Here is an 18,941-nt window from a genome sequence, read left to right on the forward strand (position 1 = left end):
ATGAAAATTACTCTTGATATTGCAGAAAAAATTGCTCAAAAATGTGTTGATAAGGCAGAAGAGATTAATGTTCCTATGATAATCTCAATAATGGGTGATGATGGTAGATTGATAGTTTTTAAAAAGATGAACAATGCCCTTCCAGTAAGTATAAAAATTTCTCAAGCTAAAGCTTATACAGCTTATGCTTTAAAAATGAGGTCTGATGAATTGGGCAAACTTTCTCAACCAGGTGAAATGCTCTATGGTATTGATACAGTTTGTGATGATATAGTTCTGTTTGGAGGCGGCATTCCTCTTAATGTTAAAGGAGAACTTGTTGGATCAATTGGTGTAAGTGGTGGATCAGTAGAAGAAGATATCACAGTTGCTGAAGCCGGAGAAGATTTCTTTAATAATAGATATACCAGCAATTAGTATTTAATGAGGAGGTTCGATAATGGACATAAATAAAGAAGAACTGGCTAAAATAATAGATGAAGTTGTTAAAGCTTTAGATGATAATGTTTGTGAAAGAAAGTCTCAGTCTGAAGGTGATTATGGAGTTTTTCAGTCTATGAACCAAGCAATAGCCGCTGCTGAAAAAGCTCAGACAGAACTACAGGCTAATTTCTCAGTTCAAGAAAGAGAAGAGCTAATTAAAGCTATGCGAGAAGAAATTAGAAAACATGTTGATAAAATCGCTAAAATGACTGTTGAAGAAACAGGAATGGGACGTCCTGAAGATAAAGTGATAAAAAATAATTTAGCAATTGACAAAACACCAGGTACAGAAAATTTAAGAACCGAAGCTTATAGTGGTAGAGATGGATTAAGTATTTTAGAAGAAGCTCCTTTTGGAGTTATCTGTTCTATTACTCCATCAACTAACCCCGGACCAACGGTTATTAATAATGGAATAAGCATGATTGCATCCTGTAATAGTGTTGTCTTTAATCCTCATCCTAGTGCAAAAAAAGTTTCACTTTATGTGATGAAACAATTAAACAAGGCAATAATTAATGCAGGTGGACCCGCTAATTTAATGACAGCAGTAGAAGAACCAACATTACAAACTGTAGAAAGTTGTATGAAGGATGAAAGAGTATCTATGTTGGTTGTTACTGGTGGTCATGGTGTTGTAAATGCTGCCTTACGTTCAGGTAAAAAAGCAATTGGTGCAGGGGCAGGAAATCCACCTTGTTTAGTAGATGATACAGTAGATTTTGCTAAAGCAGCTAGCGATATAGTTAAGGGTGCTAGTATAGATAATAATGTGTTATGTACTTCAGAAAAAGTTGTTGTAGCTTTAGATTCAATTGCAGATCAACTAATTGACTGTATGGTAGCCGAAAATGCTCAATTAGTGGATAATCCTGAAGCGATTGTAAACATAGTGATTAATGAAGATGGAACCGTAAATAAAGAATATATTGGTAAAGATGCTGCATATATTTTAGAAAGTGCAGGAATAAAACCAAAAAACAAAGATGTACGCTTAGCTATAATTGATGTAGACATCGATCATCCTCTTGTTCGCCAAGAACAGCTTATGCCTGTTATGCCTTTGGTGAGAGCTAAGGATTTCGAAGAAGCAATGGAGATGGGTGTAAAAATTGAAAATAAAAATCGTCATTCAGCGATAATTCATTCTAAGAATGTAGATCACTTAACAGCTTTTGCTAAAAAAATTGGAACTACTATCTATGTTAAAAATGCTCCTTCTTATGCTGGTCTTGGAGCAGGTGGAGAAGGATTCTCTTCCTTTACTATCGCCGGACCAACTGGTGAGGGAATTACTTCTGCTAGAACATTTACCAGAAAAAGAAGATGTATTTTAGTAGATGGATTCTCCATAATATAATTCAGCAAAAGTTTAGACGGAGAGGGGTAGTAATATGAGCCTTATTGATAAAATTGCTGAAGCAGGAGTGGTAGGAGCCGGCGGTGCCGGTTTTCCTACTCATGTTAAATATGGTGCTGAAGCAGAGTATTTTATAATAAATGGAGCAGAATGTGAACCTTTATTAATGACAGATAAATTTTTAATGCGTAGTTTTGCAGCTGAAATATTAGAAGCTGTAAATGAAGTTGCTAAAATTGTTGGAGCAGATAAAGTAGTTTTTGCTCTTAAAAAGAAGTATACTGAAGAACTGGCCTGTTTAAAAAGGATTCGAGATGAAAACAATTATGATATCGATTTTTTTCTAATGGAAAGTTATTATCCAGCTGGTGATGAACAGGTAATGGTTTATGAAATTACCGGCAGAACTGTTCCTGAAGGAGGAATACCACTTCAAGTTGGTGCAGTAGTTTCAAATGTTGGAACATTATATAATGTTTATAGGGCAATAAGAGAAGATAAAGCAGTAACAGATAAATATGTTTCAGTATTAGCTGAAGTAAATGAACCCAGAGTTGTTAAAGTTCCAATTGGAACTTCTGTCAATGAGTGTATTGAAGCTGCTGGTGGAAGTACTCTAGATGAATATGCTGTTATAATTGGTGGACCAATGATGGGAGAAAATTTAGTTGAGGAAGAAGCAATAAATCAAGCAGTTATTACTAAAACTGCAGGTTCAATTATTATTTTACCCAAAAAGCAGTTTGTAATTGAGATGAATCAACAAAGTATGGAACATATAAAAAACAAAGCAGAAGCTGCTTGTATACAGTGTACATTTTGTACTGAATATTGTCCTCGCTATTTAATTGGTCATGAAAATCTAGAACCTCATCGTATTATGAGAGCTTTAGCTTATGAAAAAGAAGATAATACTGAGATATTTAAAACAGCACAACTTTGCTGTGAGTGTGGTATTTGTGAATTATATGCCTGTCCTATGGGATTATCTCCAAGACTGGTTAATGTTTATTATAAGCAAAAAATTGCTGAAAAATATGAAAGTGATATAGAAGAATATAAGCCTCATATTATGCAGGAATATAGAAAAATTCCTACTGATAGACAAATAGCTAGATTAAATTTAAGCAAATATAACCATCAGGAATTATATGATCCAGTAGAGATTGAGGTTGACAAAGTTAAAATACCTCTTAATCAACATATTGGTGCTCCAGCAGAATTGATTGTTAGTGAAGGCCAAAGAGTGGAAAGAGGAGAAAAAATAGCGAAAATTAGAGAGGATTCTTTAGGGGCAAATATACATTCAAGTATCAGTGGTAAAGTTATCAAAGCCAATGATAATGAAGTCATTATAAGTGGAAGTGCAGAGGTGGTATCATGATTAATACAATTGGAATGCTTGAGTTTAACTCAATAAGTCAGGGTATTAAAGTAGCAGATGTTATGAAAAAAGCTGCTGATGTTGAGATTATTTTAGCTCAACCAAATTGTCCTGGAAAATATACTGTATTGATTGCAGGAGATGTGAGTGCTGTAAAATCTTCTTTAAGAGCTGGTAAAGAACAGAGTGGGCCATTTTTAGTAGATGATATGATTATTTCTCGTATTCATCACTCTTTAATTAGTGCTATTAATGGTACAACACAGATTGAAAAGGTTAATGCAGTTGGAGTATTAGAGTATTTTTCTATGCCAAGTGCTATAATTGGTGGAGATGCAGCAGCAAAAGCATCTGATGTAAATTTAATTCAGGTTAGATTAGGCACCGGACTTGGAGGTAAAGGTTATGTTACTTTTACTGGTGATGTAAGTGCAGTGAAAAATTCTCTGGATGCTGCGGTAGCTGCAAGCAGTAAAAATGGAATGCTCTATAATAAAGTATTTATTTCTTCACCTAGTGAAGAAGTATTTAAAACATTATTGTAATTTTAAGGGGAAAATATTATGAATAGCTTTGATTTTGAATTTCAAATTAAAACTAAAATAAAATTTGGTAGAAGCAAAATTAAAGAAATAAATTCTACTTTGAATTCATTAAGAGCTAAAAACCTGATGGTTGTGGTTGATAATGGCATAATTGAGGCAGGAATATTTGCTGAGATTGAAAAAGAGCTGAAAAATGCTAATATTAATTATCTTGTTTTTGATAAAGTTAAACCTGATCCAACCATTAAAATTGTTAATTCTGGTGTAGAGTGTGTCTTGGAAAATAATATTGATACCCTCTTAGCTGTTGGTGGAGGAAGTCCAATTGATACTGCTAAAGCTGTAGCTGCATCTTTTTTTGATGCTGATTTAAAAAAAGAAATAAGTGTAGATAGATTAAAATTATTAACTATACCAACAACCTCAGGATCAGGCAGTGAAGTTACTACTGCAGTTGTAATAACAGATCAGGAAAACAAGAAAAAATTTGCTTTAATTGATGAAAATTTAGCTCCTGATGTTGCAATTGTTGATCCAGAGTTAACTAAGAGCTTACCAGCTTTTTTAACAGCTGTTGGAGGTATGGATGCTTTAAGTCATAATATTGAAGCTTATGTATCACAAGATGCAGTTCTTCCCTTTGAAATGATTGCAACTAAAGGTATTGAGATGGTTAAAGATTATCTTAGACCTGCTGTAGGTAATGGGAGTAATATGGCTGCTCGGGAAGGTATGGCCTTAGCCTCACTTTTTGGTGGAATTGCTTTAACGAATTGTGGTTTAGGTTTAGTTCATGCAATTTCACATCCATTAGGAGGTAATTTTAATATTCCACATGGTTTAAGCAATACTATCTTATTACCTTATGTTATGAAATTTAATTTGATAGCTAATCCTAAAAAATATGCAAATATTGCTAGAATTTTTGGGATTAATATTGAGCAATATACCGAAATGGAAGCCGCATATAAAGCAGTTGAAGAAGTACAGAAATTAATCAAGGATATTGGAATTTCAGAAAGTTTAAGAGATTTTAAAGTAGACAAATTTGAATATATTGCTGAGCTGGCTTTAGAAGAAAAAGCAATGTTGAAAAGCAATCCTCGGCCGGTTCATAAATCTGATATAATAGCTATTTTAAAAGATGCCTATTAATAAACTAAGCTGAAAGAGAAGGGAAAGATATTATGAATATTTTTGTTCTTAATTGCGGAAGTTCTTCATTAAAATATCAATTAATTAATATTGAAAATGAAGAAGTTATTGCAAATGGCTTAGTAGAGAAAATAACGGAGAGCATCTCGGACTTCAAATATTATAGAAAAAATAATTTAGAACTTGAATTTGAACTTGAAATTACTGATCATAAAAATGCAATCCAACTCGTGCTTGAAAGACTGATTAGTGAAGAGCATGGAGTAATTGAGAATTTTTCTGAGATTGATGTTGTGGGGCATCGAGTTGTTCATGCAGGAGAAAAGTTTTCTGGTTCTGTCTTAATTACTAAAGAGGTAATTGCTGCTCTTAAGGAAAATATTAAATTAGCTCCTCTGCATAACCCTGCTAATATTGTTGGTATAGAAGCAAGCAAAAAATTAATGCCCAAAACTCCAGATGTTGGAGTTTTTGATACAGCTTTTCATCAGTCGATGCCGGAAGAAGCATATTTATATGCACTTCCCTATGATTGGTATCAAGAAAATGGAGTTCGTAGATATGGTTTTCATGGAACATCACATAAATATGTCAGTGAACGGGGAGCAGAAATATTAAATAAAGATTATAATAAATTAAAAATTATTAGCTGTCACCTGGGTAATGGTTCAAGTATTACTGCAATCAAAGAGGGTAAAGTTATTGATACCAGTATGGGGTTTACACCACTTGAAGGCCTTGTAATGGGTACCAGACCTGGTGATATTGATCCTGGTATTATTCCTTATATTATGCAGGAGAGAAATTTAAGTATTGAGGAAGTCGATAAAAAGCTTAATAATCAGAGTGGAGTGCTTGCTCTTTCTTCAATTAGCAATGATTTTCGAGAGATTTTAGAGGCTGCAGAAAAAGGAAATAAACGGGCTAAATTAGCCATAGATATTTTTTGCCGCAGGGTAAAAAAATATATAGGATCATATGCTGCTTTAATGGGTGGACTTGATTTGCTTGTCTTTACTGCTGGCATTGGAGAAAATGCAGTTCAAATCAGATCGAAAATATTATCTGAGCTTGAATATTTTGGGATATTAATTGATGAAGAGAAAAATAATATTAAAGCAAAAGAAGCAAAAATTAGCTCGAAAAGATCTATAGTTGATGTTTATGTTATTCCAACTAATGAAGAACTGGTTATTGCTAGAGAAGCAAAGAAAGTTATGGAAAAATATATAGAAGATATTGTTAAAGATTTGATTAAGTGATTTTTTTCAGTCCGGAGGAGATATTATGGTAAAAGAAAAGGAACGAGTAATCCAGGAATATGTACCTGGTAAACAGGTAACAATGGTTCATTTAATTGCTCATCCTACTAAGGGTCTTTATAAAAAAATTGGTTTAAATGAAGAACATGAAGCACTTGGAATTTTAACTATAACCCCCAGTGAAGCTGCAATTATTGCAGCTGATGCAGCCAGTAAAAACGCAGATGTTAAAATTGGCTTTATAGATCGTTTTAGTGGTTCACTAGTTATTAGTGGAAAAGTATCAAGTGTAGAATCAGCTTTAAAAAATATTTTAAACTTATTAGAACATGTTCTTGGTTTTGATGTAACCAAGATAACGAGGTCATAGCATGCAAAAAATTATTCTCATGGGGGGAACAAAGGCAGGCAAAACTACCCTGCTTGAAGTCCTAGCTGGTAAAGAATTTAGAGAAATAGATACCAGAACACAGAGTTTGGAGTTTGAAGATAAAGCTATTGATACACCAGGTGAATATATAGAAAATAGACATTATTACACAGCTTTAATATCTGCTGCGCAAGATGCTAAGGTAATTGCCCTAGTTGCAGATGCCACTGCAGAGCAATATTTTTTACCACCTACATTTGCTTCGATCTTTTCTAGACCTGTAATTGGGATTGTAACAAAAATAGATTCTGATGAAGCTGATGTAGAGTATGCCAAAGAAATTTTAGAAATGGCAGGGGTAAGTAGAATTTTTTTGACAAGTGCAGTTACCAGAGAAGGTTTAGACGAACTTTCTGATTATTTAGCAGAATTATAATTTTTTTGTTGATTTGGAGGCGATTTAATGGAGATAGATGGCTTTTTAAATGAAAAAACAGCTTTAAAATATATTAAAGAGGAAACAGATATATTATCTGATTCAGAAAAAATCCGGGTTGAAATCATGGACTCCAACAGCCTCAGCTTTGATGGTTTAGCCAATAATCTCCTTGTTATAGGAGATGAAAATTCACCAAAACGCTTTATACTCAAACAAATGCTGCCATATGTAAGGGCAGCTATTCAAGAGAGTGATTTAAAAATTTCTTTACCTGAAGGAAGAATTTATTCTGAATATTGCTCATTGAAACTTTTTAAAGGTATCTGTCCTGATTATGTTGCAGATGCCTACTTTTTAGATGCGGAAAATAATATTATAATTTTTGAATATATAGAAGATATGGAGCTTTTAAGAAGTGAATTTATTAGGCAAAAGAGACATGAACATCTTGCCCAACAAATTGCTGTATTTTTGGCTAGAATTCATTTTTTCACTTCAGATCTTTTTTTAGACAGGGATATTGTAAAAGCTCTTCAAGATTTTTTTGCAAAATCAGACTCAATTAAATCTTGGGATAAATTTATTTTTACAGGTTCTATACTTGAGGCAGAAGATAAAAAAATGAATCCTTACCTTGATGCAAAAATTAGTGAGTTTAGAAATGATAACTTGGTCAGAAAAAAAACTAAAGAAATTAGAGATATTTTTATGAATAAAAGAGAATCTTTAACCCATGGTGATTTTCATACTTCAAATATTTTTATAAATAAAGATAAAATAATGATTTTTGATACAGAATATTCAAATTATACTCCTTCGGCTTTTGATTTAGGAAGACTTTTGGCAAATGTGATTTTAAATTATGCCTCTTTGATCAGCAAAGATTATAGTCTAGATAGCAAAAATTATCAAAATTATCTTCTGAGCTTAATAGAAGATATTTATAACAACTATCAAAAAGAGTATACTAAGCTGTTAAAAAAACATTGTGATTATGAGCAAGATTATTTAGCTGATTATTTTGCAAATTATTTGTTTGAATTAATTTCATTTATTGCCTGCACTATAATTACAAGAATCTATGATGGAGGGCTTTGTTTAGATTTTATGCTGATCAAAGATTTAAAAAAGAGAGCTCTTGGTCAGGAATTCATAATTGAGCTTGCCCACAAACTTTTAGAAAAAAATAAAGATTTTAGAAGTATTGAAGAATTTACTGAATTTGTTTCAAATTATGCAGTTGAATTTCAGTTAAGCAAGGTGATAAAAAATACCTTAGCTGAAATTAATTAAAATGATAATTATTTAAAATTATTAAAAAGAGGTGGTTTGATGTCTAATTCAGAACTTAGACAAAAAATAAAAGAGATAATTGCAGAAATGGATTTAGGAGAAAATAAAGCAGAAAAAATTATACCAATTGAAGCATCTGGAAGACATGTTCACTTGAGTCGTAAAGATGTTGACCGCCTATTTGGTGAAGATTATGAGCTTAGCCCATGTAGAGAACTTTCGCAGCCAGGCCAGTATCTAGCTGAAGAAAAAGTAAGATTAATTGGGCCAAAAGGAATTATTGAAAGAGCAGCTATTTTAGGGCCTCCACGTTCAGATACTCAGGTAGAGCTCTCAAAAACAGATGCTGTAAAATTAGGTATAGACCCACCTTTAAGGTTTTCTGGTAATGTAGAGGGAAGTGCTTCTATTTTTATAGGTTCTGCAAAAGATATTGTCAAGTTGGAAGAAGGAGTTATAATAGCTAAAAATCATATACATATGCAGCCTCAGGATGCACAAAGACTTGGAGTAGAAGACGGAGAAAAGGTTAATGTTGAAGCCATGACCGAAAGATCGATTATCTTTAAAAAAGTATTAATTAGGGTTAATGAAGCATATAGATTAAGTATGCATATAGATTATGATGAAGCCAATGCTTGTATGCACAGACCTGGTGACAAAGGAAAGATAATTAAATTAGATTAAATTAAATAGAGTTCATTCAGACTGGATTAGATCCAGTCTTTTTTTTATACTTTTAAAAAATGATTTTAAAAAAGAGGATTTTAAAGAATTATTTAGAATTATTTAATAGAAATAATAATTATTATTCAAAGATTAATGATTTAAAGAAGGAGGTATTTTAATTGTTATATATAAAAAGTTATTTAATAGCTCTTGTTATATTTTTTGGCATAGATATAATCTGGTTGGGAACCATTGCTCAAGATTTATATCAAAAACATCTTGGTTTTTTGCTTAAAGAAAATTTTAATATGACAGCTGCTTTTATATTTTATTTATTTTTTATTGCAGGCCTAGTATTTTTCGTGATCAATAGAGCTGTAGTTTTATCCAGCTGGCAGTATGCTTTATTTGCAGGAATGTTTTTTGGCTTTATTACCTATGCAACCTATGATATGACTAATTTAGCTACAATTAAAGACTGGCCGTTAATAATAACTGTAATTGATATAGTCTGGGGCTCTATTTTGTGTGGTGCAACTTCATTATTCACTTATTTAGTTATTAGCCATTTTAATTTATGAAATTATAAAGAGGCCCAGAATATTCTGGGCCTCTGCTTGATATAAAAACAATTTCTTGAGTTTAATTTAAAAGATCACTTAAATCAATAATTATATCAAAACTAATATCTATACCATTATCTCCATTTTCACTTTTATCTTCTTGATAGCTATCTTTTAGCTCATTATATACTGTTTCTCTGGATATTTTCCTTCCCCTACCTTCTTTTTCTATAGTTCTGCCGGTTCTTAAATTTTTATAATAATAACTATATTTTTTGTTTGCATAATTAACATCTAATTTTTCAATCATATTTTTATCACGATAGTAGTACTCATATTTTTGCATTTTTATCTCGATTTTTTCCTCTATGCCCCGGGCATCGTTAATATATTTGTACTCATAATTTGGACCCCTGACCTTAATTGTTTCTATACCACCAAGATGTTCTCGCCTTCTATCATATTTATTAGTATTCAGTGGAGGTAAAAGCCTTGAACGTTTTGGATGCCTAAATCTAATCAATGAATCATCAAAGATAATTTTTGGCAGCCAAAAATTATGATGATAATCATCTAAGCTGTCCTTTTTTCTAGCTATATTCCTTAATTGATGATCATCTAACTTTTGACCTGAATTGCTATAATAATATAATATTAAGCTGATATCTTTACTATTGAGGCCCAACCTAGCCATATATTCTAAATCATCTGAATCAAGATCTTTATAAACTCTAATTAATAATTCCTTGTCAAAATCATCCAGAGAAGCTGCAAAAGCTGCTGTAGATAATAAAAATATTAAAATAAGCGTAAAACTGAGAATTTTTTTTGGCATAATTACTCCTCCTTGATTATCTTTATTATACTTCTAATTAATAAAAAAAGCAAAACAAAAAATTATTTTTTAAAATTCATAATCTCTTCATATTTAACTCCTATAATTAACTCAGAACTTAAAAATACAACTAATAAGGAGTTGGGAATAATGAAAAAAATATTAATAGGTGTTTTAGTTTTGAGCTTTTTAGTTACTGCTTTTGTTGGAATGACATATGCACAACGACCAATGAATAGAGAAAATTTTAATCATCGACATGATGGTTTATATCATAGCCAGAGAGCTGTTGGAATGATGGGCTTTGGAATGAATTTTGAAGAAATAAATTTCACTGAATCACAAATAGACAGAATGTCTGAATTAAGAGAAGAATTTTATAATGATTCTTCACAATTGAGAGAAGATTTAAGAGCATTAAACTGGGAAATTAGAGATTTAAGGTTAAAGAATGCTTCTAATGCAGAAATTGGTGCAGTTCAGGATGAGATTGAAGTAATTCTTTCTGAATTAAATGAGATGCGTTTTGAAATGCAGGAAAAGATGCAAAATCTTTTAACAGATGAGCAGTTAGAATTATTAGAAGCAAGAGAAAATGCTTATCAGGGAAGGTTTGGAGAAAAAGGGTTTAGATCAAATCGAGGTCATAATTTTTCAGATTCATATAGATTCCATCAGAGATCTAACAGAACAAATTCTGGTTTTGCTTGGTGTCACTAAAATAACTTGAATTAGAAAACAAAAAACTCATATTAACCATACTCCCTTGTCAAAGAGGGAGTTTTTTTATCTTAATTTAAATCTATTATTTCAAACTAAGGGCAGGATTATGCTCATAGATATTGAATTTATTATTAAGACTAAAATAATTTTTTAGATTAAAGCTATTTTATTTATTAAATAACTCCAAAAAATATAGAAGTTGGTGAGAATATGGAAGATATTTATAAATATAATAATTATAAATTTTTAGAAAAAATATATACTCCAATTGGTGTTGTTATGGCCGGAATTTTACTGCAGTTTTTCTATCCTGTGAGTGGTTTTTATCAGAGGATATTAATTTATTTAATTTATTTATCAGCAGTTTTATTATTTGTTTTTGATGCAGTTCCTATAATTATTAGCACTTATAAAGCCTGGAATAAAGAAGTAGTTTTGACAAATAGGACTGTGATAGTTAAAGGTGATAATCATATGGAAACTAAAATAGTTAACCGAAGTGATATCAATAAAATTGTTTTCAGAACTTTGAGAGGAGAAGATGTAGAAATTCCTCATTACAGAAAGTTAGAGGATATAGATGAAGATATCTATGAAATGCCAGGCAGAAAGTTCGTAATAGATTATGACTCAGATACTGCAGATGATAATTTAGTTATTTATTTAGAACTATTACCCGAAGAATTTATAGAAGAGTTTATTAAATGGTATCAAGCTGATGTAGCATTGAAATAATAAATATAATTACCCAGCAGGAAAATACTGCTGGGTTTTTAAAGCCTACCTTAATAACAATAATGGTTATTATTACTGTTATAGCAGTAATCTTAAAGAAAAGAAGTTAAAAAAAGTGTTGACAAAAAATAATTTTTATAATATACTATATTTGAGATTGAGAATCATTTTCAATTAAAAATAAAATATAAAGGAGATGGTCTTTAAAACAAATATAATATTTTTTTTAGATTAGATTACATAAATATCAAGAATTGTTATTAAAAGTATATTAATTTTTAGTCTCAACAAAATAAGGGGTGTTTAATTAATGATTAAAAAGAAATATTTTATGGCTTTAGCATTAACTTTGTTATTAGTAATTTCTTTTTCAACTATTAGCCTGGCTCACTGCGTTTGGGTTGAGAGTCCTGCTTCTACTTCTCTGAATGAAGAAATTGAAATTTATTCGTATTATGGTTATCCTGATGGTCCGATTGAAGAAAGAGATCAGACTGAACTAGAATTATATGTTATTGATCAAAATGGAGAACGTCATAATTTAGATTTAAATGAATATGCTACATATTATAATGCTTATACACAATTTTCTGATTCAGGCGAATATACTTTTGTTGTTGAACGCGAACCTAATAGATATCGTTTACAACAAATTAGAGATTTTGCTAAAAGTGTAACTCTTGTTGATAATAATTTGAGTTATTCATATCAAAGTGTTGGCATACCTTTAGAAATACAGCTGGTAGGAAGTAATATTATTAATCAAGATCAAGTAGAAATTGTAGTTGAAGTTTTATATGAGGGAGAGGTTATTACTGATAGTGAAATAGAGCTTTTTCAATCACTTGAAAAAGGTACAATTAATGAAGCTGGAATGTCTTATCAAGAAGTTGCAGATGTTGAAATAGCTGCAGATGGAAGAACAACATTTGTTATTAATCCAGAATATAATTATGTTTTAGAAACTGATTATCATGTTGATGCAGCACAAGTAGAGGATACTGGGCTTTTCATTAGTGAAGTAAGATTTAGGTCAACCCTATTTTTAGCTAATAGCAAATAAGCTTCAATTTTAGCATATATCATTAACCCTCCATCAATCTGGAGGGTTAATGATATTAATGACGTGAATTCTTTTATATTAGAGAAAGGAGCTATAAAATGAGTATAATGATAGTCGGTGGAGATAGTTTAGGTTCAATTGAAAAGAATGTCAAAGAGCTCGGCTTTGATGATATTAAGCATTTAACAGGTAGGAAAAAATCGAAATTTAGAAATCTATATCTTTCTCAAGAAATAGATTTAGTTTTAGTAATGACAGATTATATAAATCATGCTGTCATGAAAAAAGTAAAAAAGGCTGTAAAATCTCAAGACTTAAATGTTGTTTATGCTAAAAGAAGTTGGGCTTCTATTTATAAAAAGCTGAAGCGAAAAGGATTAATTAATCAGTCAAGTAAAAGTTTAGCTTTATAAAATTTAAAACTTTAATTCATGAGCATCTAGAATTTAAAGGATATTATTATTTATTATTGAATATAATTAAATAATGATATCTTTTTTGTTTTTAGGAATAAATTATAACTTAGTGAATTTTATTTGCTTTTGCAAATAGAATAAAATGAGTTTATATTACTGTAAATGAGGAGCTGGATATTTATGAATAACTTGATTTTTTCTGGTCGCTGGTCACCTTATCTTGTAGGTTCTTTGATAGGTATTTTAAGTTGGTTATCTTTTATAATATCTAAAAAACCATTAGGAACTTCTACCTCATATGCTCGGATTTCTTCCAGGTTAGGAGCTATCTTTTATGGAGATAAAGTTTATGAATGGAAATATTATAAACAGTATAAGCCTGTGCTCGAATGGCAGATCATGTTGGTAATAGGGATAGTTATTGGAAGTTTTATTTCAGCAGTACTTTCGGGTCAGTTCAGTCTAAGTTTTATACCTCTGACAGATTTTGAGTCTTTTCTAAATCAAAATATTCTGGGTAGGGTATTTTCTGCTTTTGCTGGTGGTATTTTGTTGGGCTTTGGTTCACGCCTGGCAGGGGGCTGTACTAGTGGCCATGGAATAAGCGGTACATTTCAGTTGAGTATTGCTAGCTGGATAAGCTTAATTGCTTTTTTTGTTGGTGGAGTTTTGACTGCACTTTTAATTCTTTAATTGGGGCAGGTGAATAAAGATGGAAAGTAAGCTTAGATTATTCAAAGGTCTTAGTACAGGTATTATTTTTGGTTTTCTTCTTCAGCGTGGTGGAGTTACAGATTATAATGTACTGGTTGGTCAGCTTCTTTTAGAAGATTTTACGGTAGCTAAAATAATCTTAACTGCCATTGTTGTTGGGATGATTGGGATTTATTTTTTAAAAGACAGAAATATAATTGAGTTAAAACCTAAATCAGGATCTTTAAGGAGAACGATTTCTGGTGGATTAATATTTGGAGCTGGTTTTGCACTACTGGGTTATTGTCCGGGTACTATCGCTGGAGCTATCGGCCAGGGTAGTATAGATGCTCTTATCCCAGGTCTTTTAGGTATAGTTACTGGTTCATTCTTATTTGCAGCATTTTATGAAAAGTTTAGTGATTTTATAGATAAAAATAAATTTAAAGTCAATACTTTTCCTGAGCTATTTAAAATTAATCATTGGAAAATTATCATTCCTTTATCTGTTTTAATCGTTTTATTTTTATTTTGGCTGCAGAGTATAGGTTTTTAAGATGAGCTTTGAAATAGCCTTAACACTTATAATTTTGCTGGTCACGATTATATTATTTATCACTGAAGCTTTTCGAGTAGATGTAATTGCTATATTGGTGATGTTAACTTTAGCCTGGACAGGACTTATTACTCCTTCAGAAGCTTTTTCAGGGCTTTCAAGTAATGCTGTTATAGCTGTAATTGCAGTTATGATCATTGGCTATGGTTTAGAGCAGTCTGGAGTCATGCAGAAAATAACCAGACCGCTGATGGAAGCTGCAGGTAAAAATGAGAAAAAACTGACAGCTATACTCTCGCTTTCTGCAGGTGCGGTCTCTGCTTTGATGCAGAATATTGGTGTAATAGCTTTATTTTTACCTATAGTCAGAAAAATAAGTAAAAAATTAAAATTTTCTTTAAAAAGAGTTTTAATGCCGGTTGGTTTTGCAGTTATTCTTGGTGGCAATTTAACTATGGTTGGGGCAGGTAATCTTATTATCCTTAATGATCTTTTGCAGCAGCAGGGAGCAGAACCATATAATCTTTTTGCAGTATTTCCGATTGGACTAGCCGTATTATTATTAGGTATTTTATATTTTTATGTTTTTGGTGACAAGCTGCTTAGTACAGAGGAAAAAGAGGAGGAAGGGTTTTTAGAGAAGCAGCAAAAATTGATTTCAGCTTGGGAAATTTCAACTACTGTCTATAGTTATAGAGTTCCTGAAGGTTGTGATCTTTTAATTAATACTTTAGAAGAGTCAAAGCTCTGGTCAGATTATAATCTTTATCTACTTGCTTTAAGAGAAGATGAAGAGATTTCCTATGCTCCCTGGCGCTTTACCAAATTTTTTGCAGGGCAAGAATTAATCATTATGGGAGAAAAGGAAAATCTCAAAGCTTTTGGCAGAGACTATAACCTAACTTTAGAAAAAGAATACAGTAATTATTTAGAACATCCTGAACTTGAAGATACAGCTTTTGCAGAACTAATGTTAACACCTCGTTCAGATCTTGCTGGAAAATCAATCAGAGAGATCGCAGTTAGAAAAAATTATTATGTTAACCCTGTTCATTTGATTAGGGGAGAAAAAGAAATCGGCTATGATTTTTCCGATGTTACTTTGCAAGCAGGAGATACTCTAGTGGTTTATGGACCTAATGAAAATATCAGGTTTTTTGAGTCTGAAAAAGGACTTATACTTTTAACTGCTCTACCACCTAAAAAAATTGAAGGTAATAAACCATTTTTTGCAGTAGGCTCATTTTTACTATCAATTATTTTAATAATCTTAGGTTTTAATTTAGGACTTGCTTTTTTTACTGGAGCAGTATTTATTATTTTATCTGGTATTGTAAAAATTGATGAAATATATGAAGCAGTTGATTGGAAAACAGTTTTTCTCTTAACCGGTTTAATACCACTGGGAATAGCTATGGAGAATACTGGTGCAGCTCATTATCTGGCTAATTTATTGATTATGCCGTTAAGAGATGGTCCTATTTTTTTAATTCTTTTAGCTGTGGCTTTATTGGCTAGTATTTTTACATTATTTATGTCAAATGTTGCTGCTGCAGTTGTACTTGTTCCACTTGTTATGATAATTGCAGGTGAAATTGGAGTTGCCCCGAGAGGATTAGCCCTTTTGGCAGCTGTTTCGGCTTCTAATTCCTTTATTTTACCTACCCATCAGGTTAATGCTTTCTTTATGTCAGCTGGTGACTATAAAAGTAGTGACTATCTAAAATCAGGTGCTTTTTTATCAATCATTTATATTTTTACAGCAGCACTGATGGTTTATTTCTTTTATATTTAATCCTGAAACATTAATCGGGAGGAATGTCTAGATTTAACAAGAAAATTATAATAAAGAGGTGTTTTTATGCAATATTTGTATATAATTATGTTAATTTTACTTGTTATTTCATTTTTATTTGATAGGGAGAAAACTAAAAAATCAATTATAAGAGGAAAAAATAAACTAATCAAGATTTTGCCGGGATACCTAAAGCTCTTAGTCATACTTTCTATTATTCTTTTATTCTCGGAAGATCTAATAGTACAGTACTTAGGAACCGAGAATATTTTAATAGGTAGTGGGGTTGGTTTAGTTATTGGTTCTATTACAATGATGCCAGGTTTTATAGCCTATCCATTAGCAGGGATTTTGCTTAGTCGTGGGGTTAGTTATATGGTAGTAGCTTCATTTATAATTCCCTTAAAGATGGTAGGTATAGTAACTTATCCTTTAGAAAAAGAATATATGGGGTCTAAAGCAACTATTTATCGAAATATAGCTAGTTTAATTGTTGCCGCTATCTTAACTATATTAATCGGGCTTTATTATGGAGAGGTGATCATATAATGAATAAAGATAATAGACTTGATTATGGAATTTTCATCACTTTTATGATATTTTTATTTATTTCTCGCTTAATAGAGTTTGATTTAGGGATGGCCATGGGAGAAAACTTTTATATTTTCGCTCGAGATATGGTGTTAATTTTACCACCAGCATTTGTAATTATCGGTCTTTTTGAGATTTGGGTTGATCGCGAGACAATCGAAAGCCATTTTGGATCAGCATCAGGAATAAAGCGATATATATATGCTATTTTACTTGCGGCCACTACAGTTGGAGGGACTTTTGTAGCTTTTCCAGTTGCCAACTCATTATATCATAAAGGTGCTGATTATAGTTCTATTTTCACTTATATTACTGCTGCATCACTTGTAATGATTCCAATGAGCATTATGGAAGCTTCAATAATAGGGATTGAGTTTACAGTATTAAGAATTGGTCTTTCTTTGCCTTTAGTAGTAATTAGTTCAATTATTTTAAATAAGATCTTTGCTAAATTAGATTATGTACTTCCTTCAGATGTTTAAATTAAAAAAACTTTATCTTTATTTATCAAGTAGGAGGTTGATTAAATTGGCAGGAGAAATCGGCAGAACTAAATCAGGCAAACTTATTAAAGTAAGTTATAAGAAAAGAGATAAATATATACTTGAAGTAGGTGGGACAATTAAAGCTGAATTTTCAAGTTTAGAAGCTGCAAAAAATGAAGCTAAGTTAATCATGTTAAAGTCCTGGCTTCCTGAAAGTAAAGAAGAAAAGATTAAAGAGCTCTTAAACTCATATATTGAAATAGAATATAATTTTACTTTAGAATGGTGTGATCGTCAAGCTGAAGAAAAACCAGATTGTGACTGTGGCTGTTGGGGCTATCCTATGGAAATTGCAAGCTACTGGACATGGGATTATAAGAAATATAAAGGTTGTCCAAAATGTGGAGAAGATATTTAAAAGAGTTTTAACTATGAGGAGAATGCAAATGTATAATTTAAATAGATATCAAAACTTAAATAAGAAGTTGAAGACCTTAAAGAGAGTAGAGTTAGGCTTTTTTCCTACTAAACTTTACAAGTTAGAAAATTTATCGAAAAAGTATCAAGTAAATCTTTATCTAAAACGAGATGATCTCAGCGGTTTTAGTACTTTTGGTGGTAATAAAATCAGAAAATTAGAATTTTTATTTGGGGATATTTTCAATCAGGGTGCAAAAAATATTTTTACCTTTGGTGCTACGCAATCAAATCATGCTCTTCAAACTGCAATAGCTTGTAGAAAGTATAATTTGAATCCGATTTTGTATTTAGTTGATATTATAGGTGAGGGGATGGAAAATCCTAAAGCAAATATTTTACTTGATCAGATATTAGGAGCTGAAATAAAAGTTGTTGAGCTAAAAAAAGGCGAAAATGAATTTGATGCTATGGAAAGGGCAAAAGAAATGGCTCAAAAGCAGGCAGAAAAGATTTCTGAAGAGAAAAATGATTATTATTTAATTCCTCCTGGTGGAGCTTCTGCTGTTGGAACAGCCGCTTTTATTAATGCGTATTTAGAATTAAAAGAACAAGAATTTAAACAAAAACTTAATTTTAAAAATATATATCATGCAGTAGGTACTGGAGGTACATTGGCAGGATTATCTGCAGCAAATGCATATCTAGAAGCAGATACTAAAGTACATGGTGTTAATGTTACACACAGAAAAGATGATTTTATTAAGCAGGTGGCAGAACTCGCTACAGAAGCTTTAAAAACTGCTGATATTGATTATCAAGTAAAAAGCAGTCAGTTAATTATTGAGAACAACTATGTTGGGCCAGGATATGAGATTCCATCTGAAAAGGCAAATAACACCCTTAAATTATTTGCTGAAAAGGAAGGTATTTTTTTGGATCCTGTTTATACAGCTAAAGCAGCAGCTGCAATGATTGATCACTTAGAAAAAAGAGAGATTGAAAAAGGGAGTGATGTTTTGTTTTGGCACACAGGAGGAACTAATGCTTTATTTGCCGAGAAAAAGCTTTTAGGTAGTCTTTTAGATAATTAAATAATCTTTTTAATC

23 protein-coding genes are annotated in these 18,941 nt (G+C 31.5%); 22 read left to right on the forward strand and 1 reads right to left on the reverse strand.

Annotation, left to right across the window (positions count from 1 at the left end):
- From LJ207_RS02310 to LJ207_RS02360, 11 genes are all read left to right on the forward strand, one after another.
- On the forward strand, positions 1 to 417 hold the full coding sequence (locus LJ207_RS02310) for a GlcG/HbpS family heme-binding protein (RefSeq protein ID WP_229343714.1): 417 nt from the start codon (positions 1 to 3) through the stop codon (positions 415 to 417).
- 22 nt (positions 418 to 439) lie between these two features.
- Entirely contained in the window at positions 440 to 1,843 is a 1,404-nt protein-coding gene (locus tag LJ207_RS02315) for an aldehyde dehydrogenase family protein (protein ID WP_229343717.1), read from the forward strand.
- 34 nt (positions 1,844 to 1,877) lie between these two features.
- Positions 1,878 to 3,227, forward strand: a complete 1,350-nt coding sequence (locus LJ207_RS02320; protein ID WP_229343719.1) for a 4Fe-4S dicluster domain-containing protein — start codon at positions 1,878 to 1,880, stop codon at positions 3,225 to 3,227.
- Entirely contained in the window at positions 3,224 to 3,772 is a 549-nt protein-coding gene (locus tag LJ207_RS02325) for a BMC domain-containing protein (RefSeq protein WP_229343721.1), read from the forward strand. Before LJ207_RS02320 ends, LJ207_RS02325 begins: the two co-directional genes overlap by 4 nt.
- 18 nt (positions 3,773 to 3,790) lie before the next feature.
- On the forward strand, positions 3,791 to 4,927 hold the full coding sequence (locus LJ207_RS02330) for an iron-containing alcohol dehydrogenase (RefSeq protein WP_229343723.1): 1,137 nt from the start codon (positions 3,791 to 3,793) through the stop codon (positions 4,925 to 4,927).
- A 32-nt stretch (positions 4,928 to 4,959) separates the two neighbouring features.
- The gene (locus LJ207_RS02335) at positions 4,960 to 6,189 is read left to right on the forward strand and encodes an acetate/propionate family kinase (RefSeq protein ID WP_229343725.1); all 1,230 of its coding nucleotides are present in this window, start codon (positions 4,960 to 4,962) and stop codon (positions 6,187 to 6,189) included.
- A gap of 25 nt (positions 6,190 to 6,214) precedes the next feature.
- On the forward strand, positions 6,215 to 6,559 hold the full coding sequence (eutS, locus tag LJ207_RS02340) for an ethanolamine utilization microcompartment protein EutS (protein ID WP_229343726.1): 345 nt from the start codon (positions 6,215 to 6,217) through the stop codon (positions 6,557 to 6,559).
- A 1-nt stretch (position 6,560) separates the two neighbouring features.
- Positions 6,561 to 6,995, forward strand: coding sequence for a EutP/PduV family microcompartment system protein (locus tag LJ207_RS02345; protein ID WP_229343728.1), 435 nt, complete (start codon positions 6,561 to 6,563; stop codon positions 6,993 to 6,995).
- Positions 6,996 to 7,022: 27 nt separating this feature from the next.
- Entirely contained in the window at positions 7,023 to 8,291 is a 1,269-nt protein-coding gene (locus LJ207_RS02350) for a phosphotransferase (RefSeq protein WP_229343730.1), read from the forward strand.
- 39 nt (positions 8,292 to 8,330) lie between these two features.
- Positions 8,331 to 8,978, forward strand: a complete 648-nt coding sequence (gene pduL, locus LJ207_RS02355; protein ID WP_229343732.1) for a phosphate propanoyltransferase — start codon at positions 8,331 to 8,333, stop codon at positions 8,976 to 8,978.
- Between the two features lie 161 nt (positions 8,979 to 9,139).
- A complete protein-coding gene (locus tag LJ207_RS02360) occupies positions 9,140 to 9,541 on the forward strand; it encodes a DUF2177 family protein (RefSeq protein WP_229343734.1) in 402 nt (133 codons plus the stop codon).
- A gap of 61 nt (positions 9,542 to 9,602) precedes the next feature.
- Here the strand turns inward: LJ207_RS02360 and LJ207_RS02365 are convergent, their stop codons facing one another.
- Positions 9,603 to 10,358: a hypothetical protein gene (locus tag LJ207_RS02365; protein ID WP_229343736.1), complete on the reverse strand. Its 756-nt coding sequence runs from the start codon at positions 10,356 to 10,358 to the stop codon at positions 9,603 to 9,605.
- A gap of 150 nt (positions 10,359 to 10,508) precedes the next feature.
- Between LJ207_RS02365 and LJ207_RS02370 the strand changes: the two genes are divergently transcribed.
- The 11 genes from LJ207_RS02370 to LJ207_RS02420 all read left to right on the forward strand — a co-directional run bounded on the left by LJ207_RS02370 (position 10,509) and on the right by LJ207_RS02420 (position 18,926).
- Positions 10,509 to 11,078: a Spy/CpxP family protein refolding chaperone gene (locus LJ207_RS02370; protein ID WP_229343738.1), complete on the forward strand. Its 570-nt coding sequence runs from the start codon at positions 10,509 to 10,511 to the stop codon at positions 11,076 to 11,078.
- 213 nt (positions 11,079 to 11,291) lie between these two features.
- Positions 11,292 to 11,816 carry a hypothetical protein gene (locus LJ207_RS02375; protein WP_229343740.1) on the forward strand — a complete coding sequence of 175 codons (525 nt, stop codon included), beginning with the start codon at positions 11,292 to 11,294 and terminating at the stop codon, positions 11,814 to 11,816.
- A gap of 310 nt (positions 11,817 to 12,126) precedes the next feature.
- The gene (locus tag LJ207_RS02380; RefSeq protein ID WP_229343741.1) at positions 12,127 to 12,879 is read left to right on the forward strand and encodes a hypothetical protein; all 753 of its coding nucleotides are present in this window, start codon (positions 12,127 to 12,129) and stop codon (positions 12,877 to 12,879) included.
- 98 nt (positions 12,880 to 12,977) lie between these two features.
- On the forward strand, positions 12,978 to 13,292 hold the full coding sequence (locus tag LJ207_RS02385) for a DUF2325 domain-containing protein (protein WP_229343743.1): 315 nt from the start codon (positions 12,978 to 12,980) through the stop codon (positions 13,290 to 13,292).
- A 183-nt stretch (positions 13,293 to 13,475) separates the two neighbouring features.
- Positions 13,476 to 13,988, forward strand: a complete 513-nt coding sequence (locus tag LJ207_RS02390; RefSeq protein WP_229343744.1) for a YeeE/YedE thiosulfate transporter family protein — start codon at positions 13,476 to 13,478, stop codon at positions 13,986 to 13,988.
- 19 nt (positions 13,989 to 14,007) lie between these two features.
- Positions 14,008 to 14,544 (forward strand): DUF6691 family protein, encoded by a 537-nt coding sequence (locus tag LJ207_RS02395; protein ID WP_229343746.1) that lies wholly within the window; start codon positions 14,008 to 14,010, stop codon positions 14,542 to 14,544.
- A gap of 1 nt (position 14,545) precedes the next feature.
- Positions 14,546 to 16,339, forward strand: a complete 1,794-nt coding sequence (locus tag LJ207_RS02400; RefSeq protein WP_229343748.1) for an SLC13 family permease — start codon at positions 14,546 to 14,548, stop codon at positions 16,337 to 16,339.
- 66 nt (positions 16,340 to 16,405) lie between these two features.
- Positions 16,406 to 16,888, forward strand: coding sequence for a hypothetical protein (locus LJ207_RS02405; RefSeq protein ID WP_229343749.1), 483 nt, complete (start codon positions 16,406 to 16,408; stop codon positions 16,886 to 16,888).
- On the forward strand, positions 16,888 to 17,412 hold the full coding sequence (locus LJ207_RS02410; protein WP_229343751.1) for a permease: 525 nt from the start codon (positions 16,888 to 16,890) through the stop codon (positions 17,410 to 17,412). The genes LJ207_RS02405 and LJ207_RS02410 overlap by 1 nt, the downstream gene beginning before the upstream one ends.
- 37 nt (positions 17,413 to 17,449) lie before the next feature.
- Positions 17,450 to 17,833 (forward strand): hypothetical protein, encoded by a 384-nt coding sequence (locus LJ207_RS02415; protein WP_229343753.1) that lies wholly within the window; start codon positions 17,450 to 17,452, stop codon positions 17,831 to 17,833.
- A 28-nt stretch (positions 17,834 to 17,861) separates the two neighbouring features.
- The gene (locus LJ207_RS02420; protein WP_229343755.1) at positions 17,862 to 18,926 is read left to right on the forward strand and encodes a 1-aminocyclopropane-1-carboxylate deaminase/D-cysteine desulfhydrase; all 1,065 of its coding nucleotides are present in this window, start codon (positions 17,862 to 17,864) and stop codon (positions 18,924 to 18,926) included.
- The last annotated feature ends 15 nt before the right edge of the window (positions 18,927 to 18,941 follow it).

The organism is Halanaerobium polyolivorans (genome assembly GCF_020711195.1).
Taxonomy (GTDB): domain Bacteria; phylum Bacillota; class Halanaerobiia; order Halanaerobiales; family Halanaerobiaceae; genus Halanaerobium; species Halanaerobium polyolivorans.